At 71.5% G+C, this 19900-nt stretch carries 14 protein-coding genes; 4 read left to right on the forward strand and 10 right to left on the reverse strand.

From position 1 onward, the window contains the following. Positions 1-15 precede the first annotated feature (15 nt). Positions 16-1845 (reverse strand): SEC-C metal-binding domain-containing protein, encoded by a 1830-nt coding sequence (locus ACGTNG_RS12365; protein WP_394577350.1) that lies wholly within the window; start codon positions 1843-1845, stop codon positions 16-18. 64 nt (positions 1846-1909) lie between these two features. Then, on the reverse strand, positions 1910-3154 hold the full coding sequence (locus ACGTNG_RS12370) for an ABC1 kinase family protein (protein WP_394577351.1): 1245 nt from the start codon (positions 3152-3154) through the stop codon (positions 1910-1912). 118 nt (positions 3155-3272) lie between these two features. Here ACGTNG_RS12370 and ACGTNG_RS12375 point away from each other — a divergent pair, with 118 nt between their 5' ends. The 3 genes from ACGTNG_RS12375 to ACGTNG_RS12385 all read left to right on the forward strand — a co-directional run bounded on the left by ACGTNG_RS12375 (position 3273) and on the right by ACGTNG_RS12385 (position 6861). Then, entirely contained in the window at positions 3273-5195 is a 1923-nt protein-coding gene (locus ACGTNG_RS12375) for a DNA topoisomerase III (RefSeq protein WP_394577352.1), read from the forward strand. A 63-nt stretch (positions 5196-5258) separates the two neighbouring features. Beyond that, complete coding sequence (locus tag ACGTNG_RS12380) at positions 5259-6194, forward strand: ketopantoate reductase family protein (RefSeq protein ID WP_394577353.1); 936 nt, start codon at positions 5259-5261, stop codon at positions 6192-6194. Between the two features lie 58 nt (positions 6195-6252). Then, a complete protein-coding gene (locus tag ACGTNG_RS12385; RefSeq protein WP_394577354.1) occupies positions 6253-6861 on the forward strand; it encodes a hypothetical protein in 609 nt (202 codons plus the stop codon). Positions 6862-6986: 125 nt separating this feature from the next. Here the strand turns inward: ACGTNG_RS12385 and ppc are convergent, their stop codons facing one another. Genes ppc through cysM form a run of 5 tightly spaced genes read right to left on the reverse strand, consistent with a single transcriptional unit; the run spans position 6987 to position 15113 of the window. Beyond that, positions 6987-9635 carry a phosphoenolpyruvate carboxylase gene (gene ppc / locus ACGTNG_RS12390; RefSeq protein WP_394577355.1) on the reverse strand — a complete coding sequence of 883 codons (2649 nt, stop codon included), beginning with the start codon at positions 9633-9635 and terminating at the stop codon, positions 6987-6989. Further along, positions 9632-10507 carry a nucleoside triphosphate pyrophosphohydrolase gene (gene mazG, locus ACGTNG_RS12395; protein ID WP_394577356.1) on the reverse strand — a complete coding sequence of 292 codons (876 nt, stop codon included), beginning with the start codon at positions 10505-10507 and terminating at the stop codon, positions 9632-9634. The genes ppc and mazG overlap by 4 nt, the downstream gene beginning before the upstream one ends. Next, positions 10504-12786 (reverse strand): GTP diphosphokinase, encoded by a 2283-nt coding sequence (gene relA, locus ACGTNG_RS12400; RefSeq protein ID WP_394577357.1) that lies wholly within the window; start codon positions 12784-12786, stop codon positions 10504-10506. Before relA ends, mazG begins: the two co-directional genes overlap by 4 nt. Further along, positions 12779-14215, reverse strand: a complete 1437-nt coding sequence (locus ACGTNG_RS12405) for a TRAM domain-containing protein (RefSeq protein ID WP_394577358.1) — start codon at positions 14213-14215, stop codon at positions 12779-12781. Before ACGTNG_RS12405 ends, relA begins: the two co-directional genes overlap by 8 nt. 1 nt (position 14216) lies before the next feature. Continuing rightward, a complete protein-coding gene (gene cysM, locus ACGTNG_RS12410) occupies positions 14217-15113 on the reverse strand; it encodes a cysteine synthase CysM (protein WP_394577359.1) in 897 nt (298 codons plus the stop codon). Between the two features lie 117 nt (positions 15114-15230). Here cysM and ACGTNG_RS12415 point away from each other — a divergent pair, with 117 nt between their 5' ends. Beyond that, complete coding sequence (locus tag ACGTNG_RS12415) at positions 15231-17960, forward strand: ATP-binding protein (RefSeq protein ID WP_394577360.1); 2730 nt, start codon at positions 15231-15233, stop codon at positions 17958-17960. Here ACGTNG_RS12415 and ACGTNG_RS12420 read toward each other — a convergent pair. The 3 genes from ACGTNG_RS12420 to recO all read right to left on the reverse strand — a co-directional run bounded on the left by ACGTNG_RS12420 (position 17900) and on the right by recO (position 19898). Beyond that, positions 17900-18277: a holo-ACP synthase gene (locus tag ACGTNG_RS12420; protein WP_394577361.1), complete on the reverse strand. Its 378-nt coding sequence runs from the start codon at positions 18275-18277 to the stop codon at positions 17900-17902. The two genes, ACGTNG_RS12415 and ACGTNG_RS12420, sit on opposite strands and share 61 nt — an antisense overlap. Next, entirely contained in the window at positions 18274-19086 is an 813-nt protein-coding gene (gene pdxJ / locus ACGTNG_RS12425; protein ID WP_394577362.1) for a pyridoxine 5'-phosphate synthase, read from the reverse strand. The genes ACGTNG_RS12420 and pdxJ overlap by 4 nt, the downstream gene beginning before the upstream one ends. Before the next feature lie 110 nt (positions 19087-19196). Further along, positions 19197-19898 (reverse strand): DNA repair protein RecO, encoded by a 702-nt coding sequence (gene recO, locus ACGTNG_RS12430; RefSeq protein ID WP_394577363.1) that lies wholly within the window; start codon positions 19896-19898, stop codon positions 19197-19199. Positions 19899-19900: the final 2 nt, after the last annotated feature.

Consider the following 19900-nt stretch of genomic DNA (forward strand, 5'->3'; position numbering starts at 1 on the left):
GCGGCCGGCACCGGGTCACTCGCCCAGCCGGCCCTGCAGCCAGTCCAGCGCGCCCGGGGTGGTGCGCCACTGGTCGCGCATCAGGGTGCGATACTGCCAGGCCTCGGCCCGGGAGCCGGGGGCGGCGACGCCGTCACCGCCGCTGCCGACCGGGCGCGGGTTCTCGGCGCACAGCATCGCCACGACATGGGCGTTGTGGCGATGCACCTCGGTGAGCGCCGCGTCGGCCTCGTCGTGGCGCTCCAGGCGATAGAGCGCCAGCACCCGCCCCATCAGCAGCCCCAGCGGCGGCGCCTCGTCGTCCTCGCCCTCGAGTTCGCGGACGCTGAGCTCCAGCGCCGCGCGGTCGCGCCCCTCTCTCAATAGCTGGTCGAGCACCAGCTCGCGCAGTCCCAGGCTGTCCTGGGCGTCCAGGGCCAGCAGGCGCTCGGCCAGCTCCCGGGAGCGGGCGCGGGCGCCGCGTTCCATGCCGACCACCAGGGCGAGCCCCGAGCGCAGCAGCACGGCGTTATCGGCGCTCTCCCACGGGAAGCCGCCCTCGCCCTCGGCGCGCACCTGCTCGAGCCAGCGCTCGAGCCGGGTCGCCAGCGGTTCGAACAGGCTCGGCGCCATCCACGGCAGGCTGCCGAAGCGGCTGGCCAGCGCCAGCGCCAGGGCCTGCAGCACGGCCGGCGAATCCAGCCACTCGGGGTGGGCACAGAGCGCGGGGAGCCACTCGCCGGCCTGGGACCAGGGATCCTCGTCGAAGCCCATGGGCGCGTCGCTCTCGACCCGCGACTTGAAGACCTTCTGCCAGGCGGCGAACAGGGTGTCCTCGCGGGCCGTGGAGTGATACTCGAGGCCGCCCTCGTCGTCGCGGCGGATCTCCAGGCGCGGGGCGACGGGCAGCTCGGCGAGCAGGGCCTGGAGCGCCACCAGCGGCTCGGCCAGGTCCTCCTCGGCGCTGAGCAGCTGGTCGGCCAGGGTCGCGCCGGGGTTCTCGGCCAGGTCGGCGAGGAACTGCAGCTGGTCGGGTTCCAGGTCGCCCTGGCGGGCCAGGCGCCGGAACCAGAAGCGCGAGCGCTCCGCGGCCTCCTGCTCGTGCCCCTCGTGGAGCAGCAGCATCGCCTCGATATAGGCCAGCGTCGGCGAATCGGGCAGCGCCTGCTGGGCGCGCACGAAGGCGGCCCGGGCGCTGTCCAGGTCGTCGTTGTCCAGATGCATCAGGCAGAGGCGTTCCAGGGCCACGCCGCGCAGGAACAGCGGGCCTCGATCGAGGACCGCGTCGAGCAGCGCCTCGCGCTTGCGGTTGAAGCCGCGCTCCTGATAGAGGTCGATGAGGATCTCGAAGGCAGGCTCGGCCTGCTCGGGCAGCGTCAGCCAGTCGGCGCGCTCGAACAGCGCCTCGAGGATCTGCTGGGCACGCCCGCGCTGGCCCGACTCGGCGGCGATCAGCCCGGCCTCCAGCAGCGCCTGGGCCGGCGCCCGGCCGCTGGCCAGCGCCGCCTTCAAGGTATCGCCCTTCCAGTCGCGCAGCGAGAGCATCCACATCAGGTGGGTCGGCACGTGCCCGGGCAGGCTGACCGCCCCGCAACAGCGCTTGGTCTTGCGCCCGGAGTCGCACCAGCAGGGCTCGTTGCGTCCCGGCCGGGCCAGCGGCTCGGCGGCGAAGTCGAGCCGCGCCAGCGGCGTCTGTGACCACAGCTCCGGGGCCAGCGCCTGGGCCAGGGCCGCATCGCCGCCGACCAGCGCCGGCCCTTCCTCGCGGGCCCAGGCCATCAGCGTGGGATAGCGCTCATCCTGGCGAATGGCTCCCAGGGCGCCCGTGGCAAAGCCCAGCAGCTGTTCCACCCATACTGCCAGCATCACACTCTCCGCAATCCACAAAATGGCACAGTCTACCAGTCCGCCGCCGGGCTGGGCAGGTGGCTCATGCCGGCGTGCTTGGCAGCAGCGGGCGGGTGCGGGCGTGCATGTCGAGGCGCGCCCCGAGGCGCACCAGGTTCCAGTAGTGACCATTGAGGGTACGCGAGAGCAGCAGGGTATCCGCCGGCGGCTGCAGGCGATCCATGGCCGCCCACACCTTCGGCGAGAGCTCGCGCAGCCGCCGGTGCACGCGAACATCGCCGAAGTCCTGCTCCCCGGGCTGGAAAAGCGGCGATACCGCCTCGGCCGACTCGCGGTAGAGCGACAGCGGCGCCCCCTGCCCCTGGCGGCCGCCGAGCTCGAGCAGCGCGGCGTCCATGGCCATGGCATCGCCCTCGAGGGTCGCCTCGAGCAGGTGCATCATCGCCGTGAGACGCGCCTCGGGCACCGGGATCACCGCACCCAGGTCATAGATCACCAGGCGTCCCGCCTCGTCCGCGGCGAAGTTGCCGGCGTGGGGGTCGGCGTGGAGCTCGCCATGGGTGAAGAGCTCCTCGGTCAGCCAGTCGGCAAGCGTCGTCGCCACCTGCTGGCGCCGCTCATGGTCGGCCTGCTCCAGCTCGCGCAGCGGCGTGCCGGCCACGTAACGCATGGCCAGCACCCGCGGGCCGGAGAACGCGGGCAACGGCTCGGGGATCACCAGCTGGTCGAGGTGGGCGTAGCGCGCGCGGTAGCGAGCCAGCGCCTCGGCCTCGGCGTGGTAGTCGAGCTCGCCGCGCAGGCTCACCGCCAGCTCCTCGAAGAGCGCATCGAGGCGCGCCTGGGGCACCTTGAACCAGCGCCCCAGGCGCATCAGCCGCCGCACCTGGGCGAGGTCGCTCTCCAGCACCTCGGCCAGACCGGGATACTGCACCTTGAGCACCAGGGTCTCGCCGTCATGGGTCACGGCGCGATGTACCTGCCCCATGGAGGCGCTGGCGAAGGGGCGTTCCTCGATTTCGCGAAACGTCGCGTCGAGCTCGCCATACTGCTCGACCAGGGTGCGCCGGATGTCGGCCCAGGGCATCGGTTCGGCCTGGCGCTGCAGGCGGGCGAGCTCCTCGGCGAGATCCGGCGGCAGCAGGTCGTCCCACTGGGACATGATCTGGGCCAGCTTCATGGCCGGCCCCTTGAGCTCGGAAAGCCCCTCGAAGAGCGCCTCGCCGAGGGCCCGCCAGTCGGCCTGCCCACCCAGCCGGGTGCGGATCAGCGCGCCGCCGGTGCGGGCGCCGAGGCCCAGCAGGCGTCGAGTTCGGCCACGTTCGCGCATCGCCTTGTCTCCTCGCAATAATTTGTACAACTATTGTACACCTCGTAAACAGCTTACACCTGGCGAGGCGCCGAGAATACTGGAAGAATGTCCATATCATTTTCTCCGACGAGCCGTTATGCGCCTGATCATCGCCGAGAAACCAAGCCTGGGCCGGGCCATCGCCGACGCGCTGCCCGGCAGCCCCCGCCGCCAGGACGGCGCCGTGGTGGTCGGTGACACCACCGTCACCTGGTGCCTGGGGCACCTGCTGGAGCAGGCGGCGCCGGACGCCTACGATCCCGCCCTCAAGCAGTGGCGCCTCGACCACCTGCCGATCCTGCCGGGCCGCTGGAAGCTGATGCCCCGGCCGAAGGCCCGCGGCCAGCTGGCGGTGATCCGCAAGCTGCTCAAGGACGCCCGCGAGGTGGTCCACGCCGGCGACCCGGACCGCGAGGGCCAGCTGCTGGTGCAGGAGGTGATCGAGCACCTGGGCTGGAAGGGCCCGGTCTCGCGACTGCTGGTCAGCGACCTCAACCGTCCGGCGGTCAAGCGGGCGCTGGGGCGGCTCGAGGACAACGCCCGCTATGGCCCCCTCTACCGGGCGGCCCAGTCCCGCGCCCGGGCCGACTGGCTGTATGGCATCAACCTCACCCGCGCCTGGACGGTGAGCGGGCGACAGGCCGGCCACGACGGCGTGCTGTCGGTGGGCCGAGTGCAGACGCCGGTGCTCGGACTGGTGGTGCGCCGCGACGCCGAGATCCGCGACTTCGAGCCCCGCCCCTTCTTCGTGCTGTGGGCCGACCTCGCCGTCGCCCGGGGCCGGCTGCGCGCCTGGTGGCAGCCCGGCGAGGCCCACTCCCTGGACGATCAGGGGCGGCTGCTGTCGCGAGACCCCGCCGCCGAGCTGGCCGAGCGGCTGCCCGGCGCCGAGGGCCGGCTGACCCGGCTGGAGAGCCGCGACAAGCGCCAGGCCGCGCCCCTGCCCTACTCGCTCTCGGCGCTGCAGGTGGACGCCGCGCGGCGCCACGGGCTCTCCGCCAAGGCGACGCTGGACGTCTGCCAGCGCCTCTACGAGCGCCATCAGCTGATCACCTACCCGCGCTCGGACTGTCGCTACCTGCCCGAGGAGCACTTCGCCGCCGCCCACACCACCCTCGAGGGCGCCTGTCGCGCCGACGACACCCTGCGCGGCTGGTTCGGCGATGCGGATTTCTCGCGACGCTCCAAGGCCTGGAACGACGCCAAGGTCGGCGCGCACCACGCCCTGGCGCCCACCGGCAAGCCCGCCGACCTGTCGCGGCTCGAGCAGGCCGAGGCGGACGTCTTCCGGCTGATCGCCCGCAACGTGCTGGCCCAGTTCTATCCGCCGCTGGCCGTGCGCGACATCCAGGCCGACTTCCGGATCCTCGACGAACACTTCCGCGCCAAGGGCCAGGAGATCCTCGATCCCGGCTGGAAGCCGCTGTTCACGACCCGCGAGCAGGCACCGCCCCTGCCGCCGCTCGCCGAGGGCGAGACCTGTCGGGTCGAGCAGGCCGACGTCGAGGATCGCGAGACGCGCCCGCCCGAGCCCTTCACCGATGCCAGCCTGATCAAGGCGATGATGAACATCGCCCGCTACGTCGACGACCCGGCGGTGCGCCGCACCCTTCGCGAGCACGACGGCCTGGGCACCGAGGCGACCCGGGCCGGGATCCTCGAGACCCTGGTGGAGCGCGGCTACCTGGTCCGCCAGGCCAAGGCGCTGCGCGCCACCCGGCTGGGCAGTGCGCTGATCGCCTCGCTGCCCGAGGCGGTGGGCCGCCCCGAGCGCACCGCCCTGTGGGAGCAGCGGCTGGGCGCCATCGCCGAGCAGGACGACGATCCGGGCCCCTTCCTCACGGCGCTGATCGAGGACCTGCGTGGCCTGCTCACCGCCGCGGACGCCGGCCGGATACGCACCGCGCTCGCCAGCGCTCAGGGCGAGCAGGCCCCGCCGCCGCGCGGCAAGGGCGGCAAGAGGCGCGGCGGCCCGCGCCGACGCGGCACCACCACGCCACGACGCCCGCGGCAGAAATGACCCAGCACGGCGGGGCCCCCTGCCGCCGATGCTGACCGCCATGCACGCACGAGGAGAGCCGCCATGACCATGACGCGACACTGGATCGTCGGGCCCGGGGCGCTGGGCCGGCTGATCGCCCTGCGGCTGGCCGCCACGGCCGAGGTGACGCTGATCGCCCGCCGCCCGCTGCCCGCCGAGCAGACGCTGATCACCCCGGAGCACGCCTCGCTCGTGCGGCGGGTCGACGTGGCCCGGATCGAGGCCCTGCCGGCGCCGTCCCCCGACGTGGTGCACCTGACCACCAAGTCCCATGGCGCCGAGGCGGCCCACGCCGCCCTGGCCGACCACCTGCCCGAGGGGGTGCCGCTGGTGCTGTGGCAGAACGGCTTCGCCTGCCAGCCACGGCTCAGCGAACGCCATGCCGGGCCGGTGCTCTGTGCCACCACCACCGAGGGCGCCCACGTCCAGGACGATGCCCGGGTGACCCACGCCGGCCACGGCCACACCTTCCTCGGCAGCCTGGATGGCCGTCATCGCGGCCTCGCCAGGCGACTGGCCGACACCCTATCGTCCGCGGGACTGCCCGCCGAGGCGGTCGACGACATCCGTGTTCGGCTGTGGCGCAAGCTCGCCGTCAACGCGGCCATCAATCCGCTGGTGGCCCGCTTCGCCATCCGCAATGGCGAACTGCGCGACGCCCCCTTCCGTGCCCGGGTCGAGGCCCTGGTCGCCGAGCTCGCGCCGATCCTCGCCGCCGAGGGCATCGCGCCGCCCGAGGGTGAGGGGATCGCAGGCTGGGGACGCCTGGTGTGGCAGGTCGTCGAGGCGACAGCCGCCAATCGCGCCTCCATGCTGCAGGACATCCAGGCCAGGCGCCTCACCGAGCACGAGGCGATCCTCGCGCCTCTGCTCACCGCGGCCGAGCGACACGGCCTGGCGGCGCCGGGCCTCGCCGATCACCTGACCGCCCTGCGGGCCCGTGCCGACGCATTGGCGCAACCCACCGGCGGTTGCTAGATTGAGAGGGTGATAATTCCGGGCCGGCACCCCCACTGCCGACTCAAGGTCGGAGATCATGCATCCGGATTCGCGCGCCCTCATCGCCCTGACCGTCCTCCTGGCGGCCTTCGCCCTGCCCTGCCAGGCCGATCTCGGCCTCGAACTCGACGACGACAGGGAGATCGAGGCCGAGATGCCCGCCTACGGCGGCATCGCCCAGCCCCTCGTACTGCTCGACAACGGCATGCTCGTCCAGGGGGACGATGTCGCCACCCTCGACGGCGCCACGTCCGGCTTTCGCCTCACCGCCGGCTTCACCCCGCAGAGCCTGCCCCGGCTCGACCTGGGCGCCGAGGTCAGCTATCAGCGCAGCGACGACGTACCGATCACCGGGGAAGACGGCTCGCGGCTCCACGACACCACCAGCCTCGGCGGCAGCCTGATGGCCGGCGTGCGCGTCGGTGCTCTCGGCCTCTACGCCAAGGCGGGACTGGCGGAGTGGCAGGGCGACCCCGTCGGCACCGACGATCGCGCCGAGGGGAGTCGTGGCACGGCGAGGATCCAGGGCTTCGGGGCTCGCCTGCAGTTTCGCCGGGTGGTCAGCCGCCTCGAGTTCGAGCAGATCGATGCCCCGGCCCTGGAGCACCTCAACCTGATGACCGCCTCGATCCACGTGCCCTTCTGAGCCGTAGTTCCTTCTGAGCCTCGGTTCCGTCACACCCTCTGATCATCGCGCTCGAACGACATCGCCCCGGCCAGCTGGCCGGGGCGATGTCGTTGGGGCGTGGAGTAAGGTTCGGGCCATGGCGATCAGCCGGTATTGCGAAGCCCCGCCGCGATGCCCGCCATGGTCACCATCAGGGCCCGGGAAAGATCCGCGCTGATGGCGCCGTCGGCGTCGCGGTTACGCTGCAGCAACTCGGCCTGGAGGCCGTGCAGCGGGTCGATGTAAGGGTTGCGCACGTCGATCGCCTGGCGAATCAGCGGCGTGTCCTCCAGCAGCTCCTGCTGGTCGAGCACCTGGAGCACCGCGTCCTGGAGACGACCGAAGCGCGTCCGCAGCCGCTCACCCAGCGTCTTCAGGGCCGGCTCGTCGACCAGGCGATGCTCGTAGTAGGCGGCGATGTCGACGTCCGCCTTGGCCAGCAGCATCTCCAGCATGTCCAGGTAGGTGCCGAAGAAGGGCCACTCCTTTCGCATCTCGCGCAGCAGCTCGAGGCCGCCCGGTGTCTCGAGGCGCCCGCTGAAGGCCTCGCCGCTGCCCAGCCACGCCGGCAGCATCAGGCGGGTCTGGGTCCAGGCGAAGATCCAGGGGATGGCCCGCAGGGTCTCCACTCCGCCGTCCTGGCGGCGCTTGGTCGGCCGCGACCCCAGCGGCAGGCGACCCAGCGCCCCCTCCGGGGTCACCGAGCGGAAGTAGGGCACGAAGTCGGGATCCTCGCGTACCACGCTCACATAGGCGCCGTGGGCCACCTTGGCCAGGCGATCCATCTCCTCGCGCCACTCGGCTCGCGGCGACGGTGGCGGCAGCAGGCTCGCCTCGAGCACCGCGCAGGCATAGATCTCCATGGAGCGCAGGGCGATCTCGGGCTGGCCGAACTTGAAGCGGATCATCTCGCCCTGTTCGGTCACCCGCAGGCTGCCGTTCACCGAGCCAGGCGGCTGGGAGAGGATGGCCGCGTGGGCCGGGCCGCCGCCGCGCCCCACGGTGCCGCCGCGGCCGTGGAACAGCGTCAGGTCGACGCCGTGGCGATCACACACCTCCACCAGCGTCTCCTGGGCGCGATACTGCGCCCAGGCGGCAGCCAGCTGGCCGGCATCCTTGGCGGAGTCCGAGTAGCCGATCATCACCTCCTGGCTGTCGCCGGCCAGGGCGCGATAGCCCGGCAGCGCCAGCAGGTGATCGATGACCTCACCGGCATGATCGAGATCGTCGAGGGTCTCGAACAGCGGCGCGATGGGCAGGCTGACCGTGCCGCCCACCTCCTTCATCAGCAGCGCCACGGCCAGCACGTCCGAGGGCTGGGCCGCCATGGAGATGATGTAGGTGCCAAGCGCCTCGCGGTGCTCGGAGGCGATCACGCGGAAGGTATCGATGACCTCGCGGGACTCCGCCGAGCACTCCCAGCGACGCGGGATCAGCGGACGCCGGGAGCCCAACTCGGCGAGCAGGAACTCCTGGCGCTGGGCCTCGTCCCAGTCGCGATAGTGGCCGAGGGCCAGGCCGTCGGTGAGCTCCTCCATCACCTGGGCGTGGCGGCTCGCCTCCTGGCGCAGATCGAGCTTGGTCAGGGTCACGCCGAACACGGCGACACGACGCAGGGTATCGAGCAGCACGCCGTTGGCGATGGTGTCGAGGCCCACGTCGCACAGCGACCGGTAGCAGGCCAGCAGCGGCGCGTAGAGCTGGTCGCGGGTCTCGATGATGGGACCGTCCTCGACGCTGCGCCCGTCGAGCTCCGCCTTGGCCCACTCTCGCGTCGCCTCGACCCGGGTCACCAGGCGCTTGAGCAGTTCGCGGTAGGGCTCTGCCACCTCGCCCACCTCGGCCCGCAGCGCGCTGTTGGCCTTCCACATGGAGAGCTCAGCCTTGAGCTGCTCCAGGTCGCGCAGATAGAGGTCGGCGGCCATCCAGCGGCCCAGCAGCAGCACCTCCCGGGTGACCTTGGCGGTGACGTTGGGGTTGCCGTCGCGGTCGCCGCCCATCCAGGAGGCGAAGCGAATCGGCGCGGCATCCAGCGGCAGGCGCTCGCCGGCGGTCTCCAGCAGCAGGTTGTCGAGGTCGCGATGGAAGTCGGGCACCGCCTGCCACAGGGAGTTCTCGATCACCGCGAAGCCCCACTTCGCCTCGTCCACCGGGGTCGGCCGCTCGTGGCGGATCTCGTCGGTGTGCCAGGCCTGGCTGATCAGCTCCTCCAGGCGCCCCTGGGCGCGCACGCCGCGCTCCGGGTAGTCGCCGGAGGACTCGATGGCGGTCAGGCAGTCGTCGATGGCGTCGTACTTCTGAATCAGGGTGCGCCGGATGACCTCGGTGGGATGGGCGGTGAGCACCAGCTCGACGCGCATGCCGGCGAGGCTCTCGACCAGCTTGCGCGGCGAGTGGCCCTCGCCCCGGGCGCGCTCGAGCAGCTCGGAGAGCACCGGCTGGGTGCCGGGCCGGTAGTCCTCGACCCGGCGAAAGCGCGCCCGGTAGTGCTGCTCGGCGATGTTGGCGAGGTTGAGGAACTGGTTGAAGGCGCGGGTGACCGGCAGCAGGTCGCGGTCGGGCAGCTGGCGCAGGTACTCGATCAGTTCGCGCTGGCTGCCCTGCTCGCCCTGGCGGCCACGCTTGGCGAAGCCGCGGATGGTCTCGATGCGATCGACGAAGCCCGGCCCGAGGTCATCGGCGATGGTGCGCCCGAGGCTGTCGCCCAGGATACGAACATTGTCACGCAGCGATTCATGCAGATCATGGCTCATGGCCGGGTCTCTCCTTGCGGCGATTCCGTGTCGGGGACGTCGTGTCGCTTGGCCGCCTGCCAGTGGCGCTCCATCGCCGCGAGCCCCGCCTCGGGCAGCGGCACGTCCTCGGCGGCCAGCGCCGCCTCGACGTGGCGAAAGCGCCGCTCGAACTTGGCATTGGTGTGGCGCAGGCACTGCTCGGGGTCTGCCTTGAGGGTGCGCGCCAGGTTGGTGACGGCGAACAGCAGGTCCCCCACCTCCTCGGTGGCGTGGTCGCGATCCCCCTCGGCCAGCGCCTGCTCGACCTCGTCGAGCTCCTCGCGGATCTTCGCCAGCACGCCGCGGGCGTCGGGCCAGTCGAAGCCGACCCGGGCCGCCCGCTTGGAGAGCTTGGCGGCGCGCGCAAGCGCCGGCAGGGTGCGCGGCACGTCGTCGAGCACCGACGCGGCCTCGGCCTCCTCGCGGGCGCGCTCGGCGCGCTCCTCGGCCTTCAGCGACTCCCAGCGCGAGTGCACCTGCCGGGTCTGGACCTCGGCCGCACTTACCCCCTCGCGGCGCGAGGCGAGGGTGCCGTCGGGGAAGACGTGGGGATGGCGGTGCAGCATCTTGGCGGTCAGGGTATCGACCACGTCGTGGAAGTCGAAGCGCCCCTCCTCCGCCGCGAACTGGCTGTAGTAGACCACCTGGAAGAGCAGGTCGCCGAGCTCGCCGGGCAGCTCGTCGAAGGCGCGACGCTCGATGGCATCGGCGACCTCGTAGGCCTCCTCGAGGGTATGGGGGACGATGGAGTCCCAGTGCTGCTGGACGTCCCAGGGGCAGCCCTGCTGGGGGTCTCGCAGCACGGCCATCAGCTCCAGCAGGTGATTCAGGTCGTGGCGCGTATCACTCATGTGGCCTTCCTCTTGCCCTTTCCCTTGCCCTTCTTGCCGCCGTCGCGCAGGCGGCGCACCTCGATGACGTTGGGCAGCTGCTGGATGCGCGAGAAGAGCCGCCCCAGGGTCTCCAGGCCGTCGACCTCAACGGTGATGGACATGCGGGCGATGCCGTCGTCGGTGTCGGTGAGGGTGTTGACGGAGAGCACGTTGACGCGGTCGTTGCTGAGCACCCCGGTGACGTCGCGCAAGAGCCCCGAACGGTCCCAGGCCTGGATCTCGATGTCCACCGGGTACTGGGTGCGGGCGCGCTCCCCCCACTCCACCTCGATGATGCGTTGCGGCTCGTCGAGACGCAACTGGAGGATGTTGGGGCAGTCCTGGCGGTGCACGGTGACGCCGCGCCCCTGGGTGATGAAGCCGACGATGGCCTCGCCGGGCACCGGATGGCAGCAGTTGGCCATGCTGGTCTTGAGGTTGCCCACGCCGAGCACGGTGATGTCGCCGCCAGCGCCCTTGCCGGTGGCCTTGCGCGGCTTGGCCAGCAGGCGGTCGAGCTGCTCCTGGTCATCGCTCTCGCCGAACAGCTGCTGCGCCTGGTGCAGCACCTGGCCGATGCGCAGGTCGCCGGCCCCCAGGGCGGCATACATGTCCTCCGGGGTCGGGTAGTTGACCTTGTTGGCCAGGCGGGTGAGGTCCATGCCCTCGACGTCGAGCCGCTTCATCTCGCGCTCGAACAGGGCCCGCCCCTCCTCGAGGTTGCGGTCGCGCGCCTGCAGCTTGAACCAGGCCTGGATCTTGGCGCGCGCCCGGGAGGTGCGCACGTAGCCCAGATTGGGGTTGAGCCAGTCGCGACTCGGCCCGCTCTTGCTGGCGGTGAGGATCTCCACCTGCTGGCCGGTCTTGAGCCGGTAGGTGAGCGGCACGATGCGCCCGTCGACCTTGGCGCCGCGACAGCGATGGCCTACCTCGGTGTGCACCCGGTAGGCGAAATCGATGGGCGTGGCGACCCGCGGCAGGTCGATGACGTGGCCGTCGGGGGTGAAGACGTAGATGCGATCCGGCGCCACGTCGCTGGTCAGCCCCTCGCGCAGGTCGCCGAAGTCGCCGACCTCCTCGTGCCACTCGAGCACCTGGCGCAGCCAGGCGATCTTCTCCTCGTAGCTGGCGCTGCGGGCGCTGGTGTCGTGCCCCTTGTAGCGCCAGTGGGCGCAGACCCCGAGCTCGGCCTCCTCGTGCATGGCGAAGGTGCGGATCTGGATCTCCAGCACCTTGTTCTCCGGGCCCAGGACCGCGGTGTGCAGCGACTGGTAGCCGTTCTTCTTGGGGTTGGCGATGTAGTCGTCGAACTCGTTGGGCACGTGGTGCCAGCGCGAATGGACGATGCCCAGCACCGTGTAGCAGTCGCTCACCTCGGGCACCAGGATGCGCACCGCGCGGATATCGTGGACCTGGGAGAAGTCGATGTGCTTGCGCTTCATCTTCCGCCAGATCGAGTAGATGTGCTTGGCGCGGCCGTCGACCTGATAGCGGCGGATGCCCTGGGCCGACATCAGCGACTTGAGGGTCTCCACCACCTCGCTGATGTAGCGGTCGCGGTCCTGGCGCCGCTCGGCCAGCTGACGCGCGATCGCCTTGTAGTCGTCCTCGTGCAGGTAGCGAAAGGAGAGATCCTCGAGCTCCCACTTGAGATGGCCGATGCCCAGGCGGTGGGCCAGCGGCGCGTAGATGTCGAACACCTCGCGGGCCACCTGCAGGCGCTTCTCGCGTGGGGCGTCGCGCACCTGGCGCAGCGCGCAGGTGCGCTCGGCGATCTTGATCAGGGCGACGCGCACGTCGTCGATCAGGTTGACCAGCATCTTGCGCAGGTTGTCCTGCTGATCGTGCTGGGTCAGGCCCTGACTGGGCGCCTGGAAGGTGCTGATGGCGGCCATCTGTAGCACGCCGTCGATCAGCCCGGCCACCTCGCCGCCGAAGCGCTTCTCGACCTCGGCGAGGCCGATCAGCCGCTCGCGCACCGCCCGATAGAGCACCGCGGCCTCGAGCGCCGGCTGGTCGAGCTTGAGCTCGCCGAGGATATCGGCCATCTCGAGCCCCATGCGAAAGCTCGAGCCATCGATGAGCCAGCTCTTGTGGGGCCGCTCGGAGGTCTGCTCCAGGTGCTGGGCGAGCCGGCAGGCCTGCTCCATCTCCGCGGGGTCACGCAGCTTCACGTCGTCCTGCAGGCGCGTCAGCCACAGGTCGATATCGACCGACCCGTCCCGGGTCAACGGCTGATCCTCACGCACTTTAACCATCGCTCGGCGCTCCTTGGGGGTCGCGAGTCGAGCCCGTGAACTCGAACATCAGCATGGATTCCAGGTGGGAGGTGTGCACGAACATGTCGGCGACCGCCGCGCGCACGATCCGATACCCCCCGTGCAAGAGGTGTGCCGCATCCCGGGCGAGCGTCGCCGGGTCACAGGAGACATACAGCAGATGGGGGACCGGGTGCGCCACCAGCGCCTGGCTCACCGCCTCGGCGCCCTCCCGCGGCGGGTCCAGCACCACCACCTCGGGGCGCGTCGCCGCGAGCAGCTCGCGCACCGCGGCCGGGTCGTTGAGGTCGGCCTGGTGCGCCTCGATCGCAAGGCCATTGGCGTGGGCATTGCCGGCCAGGCGCTCGACCATCGCCGGGTTGCCCTCCGCCGTGGCGACCCGGGCACCGGCCGCGGCCAGCGGCAGGCTGAAGTTGCCGATGCCGGCGAACAGGTCGAGCAGCCGGGCCTTTCCGACATGCGGCGAGAGCCAGGAGAGCGCGGCGGCGACCATCAGGCGATTGACCTCGGCATTGGCCTGGAGGAAGTCCCCCGGCTCGACGCGAAGGGGGAGCTCGCCGGCCGGGCCCGGCACCCGGCACTCGAGCGCCGGCGCGGGCGTCAGCCATTCGAAGGCCGGCGCCTCGCGGCCCAGCCAGCGGGCGAGGTGCACGCCCTGGGCCTCGGCGAAGGCCTGCCAGCGGCGGGTATCACCCGCATGTTCGCGCAGCTGACGCACCACCAGCACCACCCCACGGTCGCTCTCGAGCAGCTCGAGGTGCCCGACCTGGCGTGGCGCCTCGAGCGCCGACAGCTGCTGGTGCAGGGGCGTCAGCAAGGCCTCCAGGGCCGGCACCAGAACGGTGCAGCTGGCGATGTCGACGAGACGGTGGGTATGGCGCGCGCGAAAGCCGAGATGCACCCGGCCATCGGCATCGACCTTGACACCCAGGCGAGCGCGGCGGCGGTAGCCCTCGCCCTCCCCGGCCAGCAGCTCGGGGGCGTCCTCCAGCGAGATGCCCTGGCGCCCCAGCAGCTCCGTCAGGACCTCCTGCTTGTGGCGCCGCTGGCCCGGCAGGGCCAGGTGCTGAAGGTCGCAGCCGCCGCAGCGACCGAAGTGGGGACAGGGCGGCACGACGCGCTCTGCCGACGGGGTCTCGAGCTCCCGGACGTGCGCCTCGTCGAAGCGCTGGCGAGTGCGATGCACGGCGACCCTCACCCGCTCCCCCGGCAGCGCGCCGTCGACGAACACCGTCTTGCCCTCGGCGGTGCGGGCGACGCCCCGCCCGTCGTGGGCCAGGCCCTGGATCTCCAACAGCTCGGGCCCCTGGGAGGCGGCGGGCGCGTGGCGGTCATCGGACTTTCGCCCCTGCAGCCCGGAGACGCCCGACGGGGCCCGTTTCGGTCGGCGCTTGCCCAGCATGGCCATATCAGCGCTCCGGGGCGAACAGGCCGGTGGACAGGTAGCGGTCGCCGCGGTCGCAGACGATGAAGGCGATCACCGCGTTCTCCACCTCGGCGGCGATGCGCAGCGCCCCGGCGAGCGCGCCGCCGGAGGAGATCCCGGCCAGGATGCCCTCCTCCCGGGCCAGGCGACGCATGTGCTCCTCGGCCTCCTGCTGGCCGATGTCGAGCACACGGTCGACGCGACTGGCGTCGAAGATGCTCGGCAGGTACTGCGGCGGCCAGCGGCGAATGCCGGCGATGCTTGCCCCGTCCTCGGGCTGCAGGCCGACGATCTGCACCTCGGGATTGCGCTCCTTGAGGTAGCGCGACACGCCCATGATGGTGCCGGTGGTGCCCATGGAGCAGACGAAGTGGGTGAGGGTGCCGCCGGTCTGCTCCCAGAGCTCCGGCCCGGTGGTGCGATAATGGGCCAGCGGATTGTCGGGGTTGGCGAACTGGTTCAGCGGCTTGCCCTCGCCGCGGGCGACCATGCTCTCGGCCAGGTCGCGGGCCTCCTCCATGCCTCCCGTCTCGCTCACCTCGATCAGCTCGGCCCCGTAGGCGGCCATGGCCTGCTTGCGCTCGGCGGAAGCGCTCTCGGGCATGATCATCACCATGCGATAGCCCATGATCGCGGCCGCCATCGCCAGGGCGATGCCGGTGTTGCCGGAGGTCGCCTCGATCAGGGTGTCGCCGGGGGCGATCTCGCCCCGGGCCTCGGCCTGCTGAATCATGGAGAGGGCCGGACGATCCTTGACCGACCCGGCCGGGTTGTTGCCCTCCAGCTTGGCCAGCAGGGTGTTGCCGCGCCCGGCGGTGATGCGCTTGAGGCGGACCAGCGGCGTATGGCCGACGGTCTCCTCGAGAGTGGGAAAATGCATGTAACCTTCCTGATGAACACGTCTTTTCGGCATTATATCCGTGCCACCCCATGCTGGACAGGCATCCACCCGCGCTGTGGCATACTGGGGACCGATCCACCGTCCGACGAGCCCGCCATGTCCTTGAAGACGCGCCTGATGCTGTCGATCCTCGGCCTGCCGATGCTGCTGCTGACGCTGCTGGCCGGCGTGGCCGTGGTCCTCGAGGACCGCCAGAACCGGGCGGCGCTGCGCGAGACCCTGACCCGGGGCAGCGAGCTGCTCGCCCCGAGCCTCGGCGAGGCCCTGGCGGCGGGCGATGAGCAGGCGCTGTCACGCCGGGCCCAGCGCCTGATGGCCCTGCCCCATGTCCAGGCACTCGGCGTTCGCGATGACCGCGGGCAGCGTCGCCTCACCCTCGGCCAGCTTGGCCAGCTTCCGGCGCCGCCGACGGGCGCGACCCCGCAACTGCTCGAACAGGGCCTGCGCTGGCGGTGGCAGCTGCCCCTGCCCGGCGCGGGACCGACCCCGGGCTGGCTGACCCTGGACGTCGACACCACGCCTCTGCTGCTCACCCGCTACCGCCTCATGGCCAGTGCCGGGCTGGTGCTGATGCTCGCCGGTCTGTTGCTGCTGCTGATCGGGTTCGCCGTCACGCGGCGAGTGACGCAGCCCCTGGACGATGCCGGACGCGCGCTTGAACGCCTCGCCTTCGGCATGGAGCCGGCGCGGCTGACCCCGCCGGCCTCGCCGGAGCTGGGCTCGCTGACCCGGCGCATCAACGATCTCGCCGACCACCTGGCGGCTTCCCGGGACGACCTGCAGGCGCAGATCGAGCAGGCCACCAACGAGCTCCAGGAGTCGATGGAGACCATCGAGGTCCAGAACATCGAGCTGGACATGGCCCATCGCCGCGCCGTGGAGGCCAACCGGGTCAAGTCGGAGTTCCTGGCCAACATGAGCCACGAGATCCGCACCCCCCTCAACGGCATCGTCGGTTTCTGTCGCCTGCTGGGGCGCTCGCGACTGGAGCCGCGCCAGCGGGATTGGCTGGACCACGTGCAGCGCGCCTGCGACAACCTGCTGATGCTGGTCAACGACGTGCTGGACTTCTCCAAGCTGGAGGCCGGTCGGGTCGAGCTGGAGACGCTGCCGCTGGACATGGTCGCCCTGGTCGACGAGGTGCTGGGCCTGCAGGCGCCGCTCGCGCAGCACAAGGACCTGCAGCTGCTCGGCCTGGTCTACGACGACGTGCCCGCCGACCTCAAGGGCGACCCGCTGCGCATCCGCCAGGTGATCACCAACCTGGTCAACAACGCCGTGAAGTTCACCGATCGGGGCGAGGTGATCGTGCGGGTCATGCTGGAAGAGGCCGAGCCCGGTCGGGTGGTGCTGCGCGTCGACGTCAGCGACACCGGCATGGGCCTCGACGAGGAGGCCCGCCATCGCCTGTTTCAGGCCTTCCACCAGACCGATGCCAGCCACTCACGAGAGTTCGGCGGCACGGGGCTCGGCCTTGCCATCAGTCGCCAGCTGGTCGAGCAGATGGGCGGCGAGCTGTCCGTGGAGAGCGCCCCCGGCGAGGGCTCGACCTTCTCCTTCAGCCTGCCGCTGGCGGGCAACGCCGAGGCCGAACGCCCTCCCGAGCTCCAGCTGCCGGGCGACACCATCGCGCTCGACGAACCGCATCTGCCCACTCGACGCGCCCTCAAGCACCTGATGCGTCGCTGGCGCGCGCGGGTCGTCACGGCGACCCAGGCCGCCGCCGAGCCCGGCGTCGCGCTGGCCGTGGTGGCACTGGACGCCGAGGATCTCGAGGCCGCCTCGCTGGAGGCGTGGCGGGCGCGACTGGAACACCTGGCCTGTCCCGCCCTGCTGCTGGTCAACGCCAATCCCCCCGACCTCCCCGCCCTGCCGCTGCCGCATGGCGGCGAGATCCTGGCCAAGCCGATCTCCCGCACGACACTGACGCAGGCGATGTGCCGTCACCTGGCGCACACGCCTCGCGACCTGCCCACGAACGCCATCGCCGCAACGCCCACGGCCGCCGCACATCTGCTGGTGGTCGACGACACCGAGTCCAACCGTCTGCTGATGCGCGAGCTGCTGAGCGATGCCGGGGTCGCGGTGACCCTGGCGGCGAGCGGGGCCGAGGCGCTGTCGCTGGCCCGTCGGCAGCGCTTCGACCTGGTGCTGATGGATATCCGCATGGCCGGCATGGATGGCCTGGAGACGACCCGGGCACTCCGCCAGCTCGGCGGGGAGTGGCGGCGGGTGCCGATCGTCGCCGTGACCGCCCACGTGCAGGGTGAGCAGCGCCGCACGCTCCTGGAGAGCGGGCTCGACGAGGTGCTGATCAAGCCGCTGGAGCCCCAGCGGCTCGTCCGGCTGCTCGAGGAGAGCCTCGGGCTGGCGATGCCGTCGCGTCACGCCGCCGAGGCAGCGACGACCCACGACGAGGCACGGCAGGATGACGAACAGGAGCTGGCCGTGGTCGACCTGGAGATCGGCACGCGGCTCGCCGGCGGGCGCGAGGCGCTGGCACGCGAGCTGCTCGAGAAACTGGCCGACTTCCTGCCGGAGAGCGAAGGCGCCATCCGGGAGGCCGTCGCGGGGCACGACGACGAGGCCCTGCTGGATGCCCTGCACGCCTTGAACGGCGCCTGCCGCTACTGCGGCACCCCGCGCCTGGGGCTGCTGGCGGAGACCCTGGAGACCCGCCTGAGGTCACGCGGCCGGGAGGCCGTGGCGGCGCTGTTGCCCGACCTCTATGCCGCCATGGCCGAGCTGCGCCGCTGGCAGGCGGCTCAGCCCTCGAGCACCACGAAGGCGGTGGCCAGGGCCTCCTCGTCGGAGAGCGACAGGTGAAGGGCGCGCACGCCGGCCGCCTCGGCCAGCGCCTGCGCCTTGCCGGAGAGCACCAGCGAGGGGCGCCCCAGGGCATCGTTGACCACCTGGATCTCGGTCCAGCGCATGCCGCGGCGCAGCCCCGTGCCCAGCGCCTTGACGAAGGCCTCCTTGGCGGCGAAGCGCTTGGCCAGGAAGGCCGCCGGCAGCGCATGGTCGCGTAACCGCTCGCGTTCGAGCTCGCCGAGCAGGCGCAGGGCGAAACGCTCGCCGTGACGCGCCATGGCCCGCTCGAAGCGGGCCACCCGGGCAATATCGGTGCCGATGCCAATGATCATCGGCAGCAGCCGGCCTCGTCGTCCGGGCCGTGTTCATGATCGTGATCATGCTCGTCGAGCGCCGCCAGCAGGCCGGCCTCCTGGCCGGCGATGGCCAGCCGCTTCATCTCGCTCACCGCCTCCTTGAGGCCGACGAAGAGCGACCGGGCGATGATCGCATGGCCGATATTGAGCTCGTGCACGCCGGGCAACGCCGCCACCGCCTCGACGTTGTGGTAGTGCAGGCCGTGGCCGGCGTTGACGGTGAGGCCGAGCTCGCCGGCCATCTCGGCGGCGGCGGCCAGCCGCGCGTGCTCATGGCGCGCGGCCACTCCCGAGGCCTCGGCATAGGCGCCGGTATGCAGCTCGATCACCGGCGCGCCCACCTCGGCGGCGGCGGCGATCTGCTCGGGCTCAGGGTCGATGAACAGCGACACCTCGCACCCCGCCGCCGCCAGGCGCCGACAGGCCTCGCCGATCACCGCGCGGCCGCCGACCACGTCGAGCCCGCCCTCGGTGGTCAGCTCCTCGCGCTTCTCCGGCACCAGGCAGACGTGGGCGGGGCGCAGCTCCTCGGCCAGGCGCAGCATCTCCTCGGTGAGGGCCATCTCGAGGTTCATGCGGGTGTTGAGCACCTCGGCCAGCAGGCGCACGTCGCGCTCCTGGATATGGCGACGGTCCTCGCGCAGGTGCACGGTGATGCCGTCGGCGCCGGCCTCCTCGGCGAGCAGGGCCGCCTGGACGGGGTCGGGATAGCGCGTCCCCCGAGCCTGGCGAAGGGTGGCGATATGGTCGATGTTGACGCCGAGCAGGATACGCGGGGGATGCATGCAGACTCTCCTGGCTGAGGGTAGGAAGCGATGGGAAATGAGGCGATTCGAAAAGGTGACGAGAGCCAAGTGTGACGGCTGAGGCTCGCGGAGTGAAGCACGGCCGAGGGTCAGTCCTTCCCTTCACGCCGCCGCCCGGCGAGCTGGACCATCAGCTCCCGGGAGCGCAGCGGGCGGGAGCCGAGCAGCGGCGCCAGGGCTCGTCGCGTCACCGCCTTGGCCGGCCCGGCGAGGCCCGGCTCGTCCCAGCCGTCCCGGGCCAGCAGCCGGAGGGTGCGCCCGTCGATGCCGCGCTCGGCCGCCACGAAGGCGCGCGAGCCGTGATCGAGGTCGTAGCGGCCCTGGGGGTCGAGCTCGCCGCCCTCGGGGTCGGTGAAGCGCGGCAGGGCATCCAGCGCCTCGAGCACCGCCACCTCCAGGCGGCGCAGCGAGGCGGCCCGCCCCTCCGGGCGCGGCAGCGCCTCCAGCATGGCGGTGTAGTAGGCGAAGATCTCGGCGACGGGCAGCTCCACCGGTAGCACCCGGGTCAGCAGCTCGTTGGCATAGAGCCCGCAGATCAGCCCCTCGCCGGCCAGCAGCGCCGCGCTGCCGCGCCCCTCCATCAGCCGCAGGCGCTTGAGCTCGCCCTCCCCGGCCCAGGTGACATGCATCGGGGCGAAGGGCTGCAGCCGGCTACGGGCGCGGCTGCCCGGGCGCTGCACGCCCTGGGCGACGGCGCGCACCCGGCCATGCTGGAGGGTCAGCAGCTCGACCAGGGCGCTGGTCTCGCGATAGGGACGCTTGTGCAGCAGGAAGGCCGGTTCGGGGGTCATCG

The sequence above is a fragment of the Halomonas sp. B23F22_3 genome (assembly GCF_043496965.1).
In the GTDB taxonomy this organism is placed as follows: Bacteria; Pseudomonadota; Gammaproteobacteria; order Pseudomonadales; family Halomonadaceae; genus Halomonas.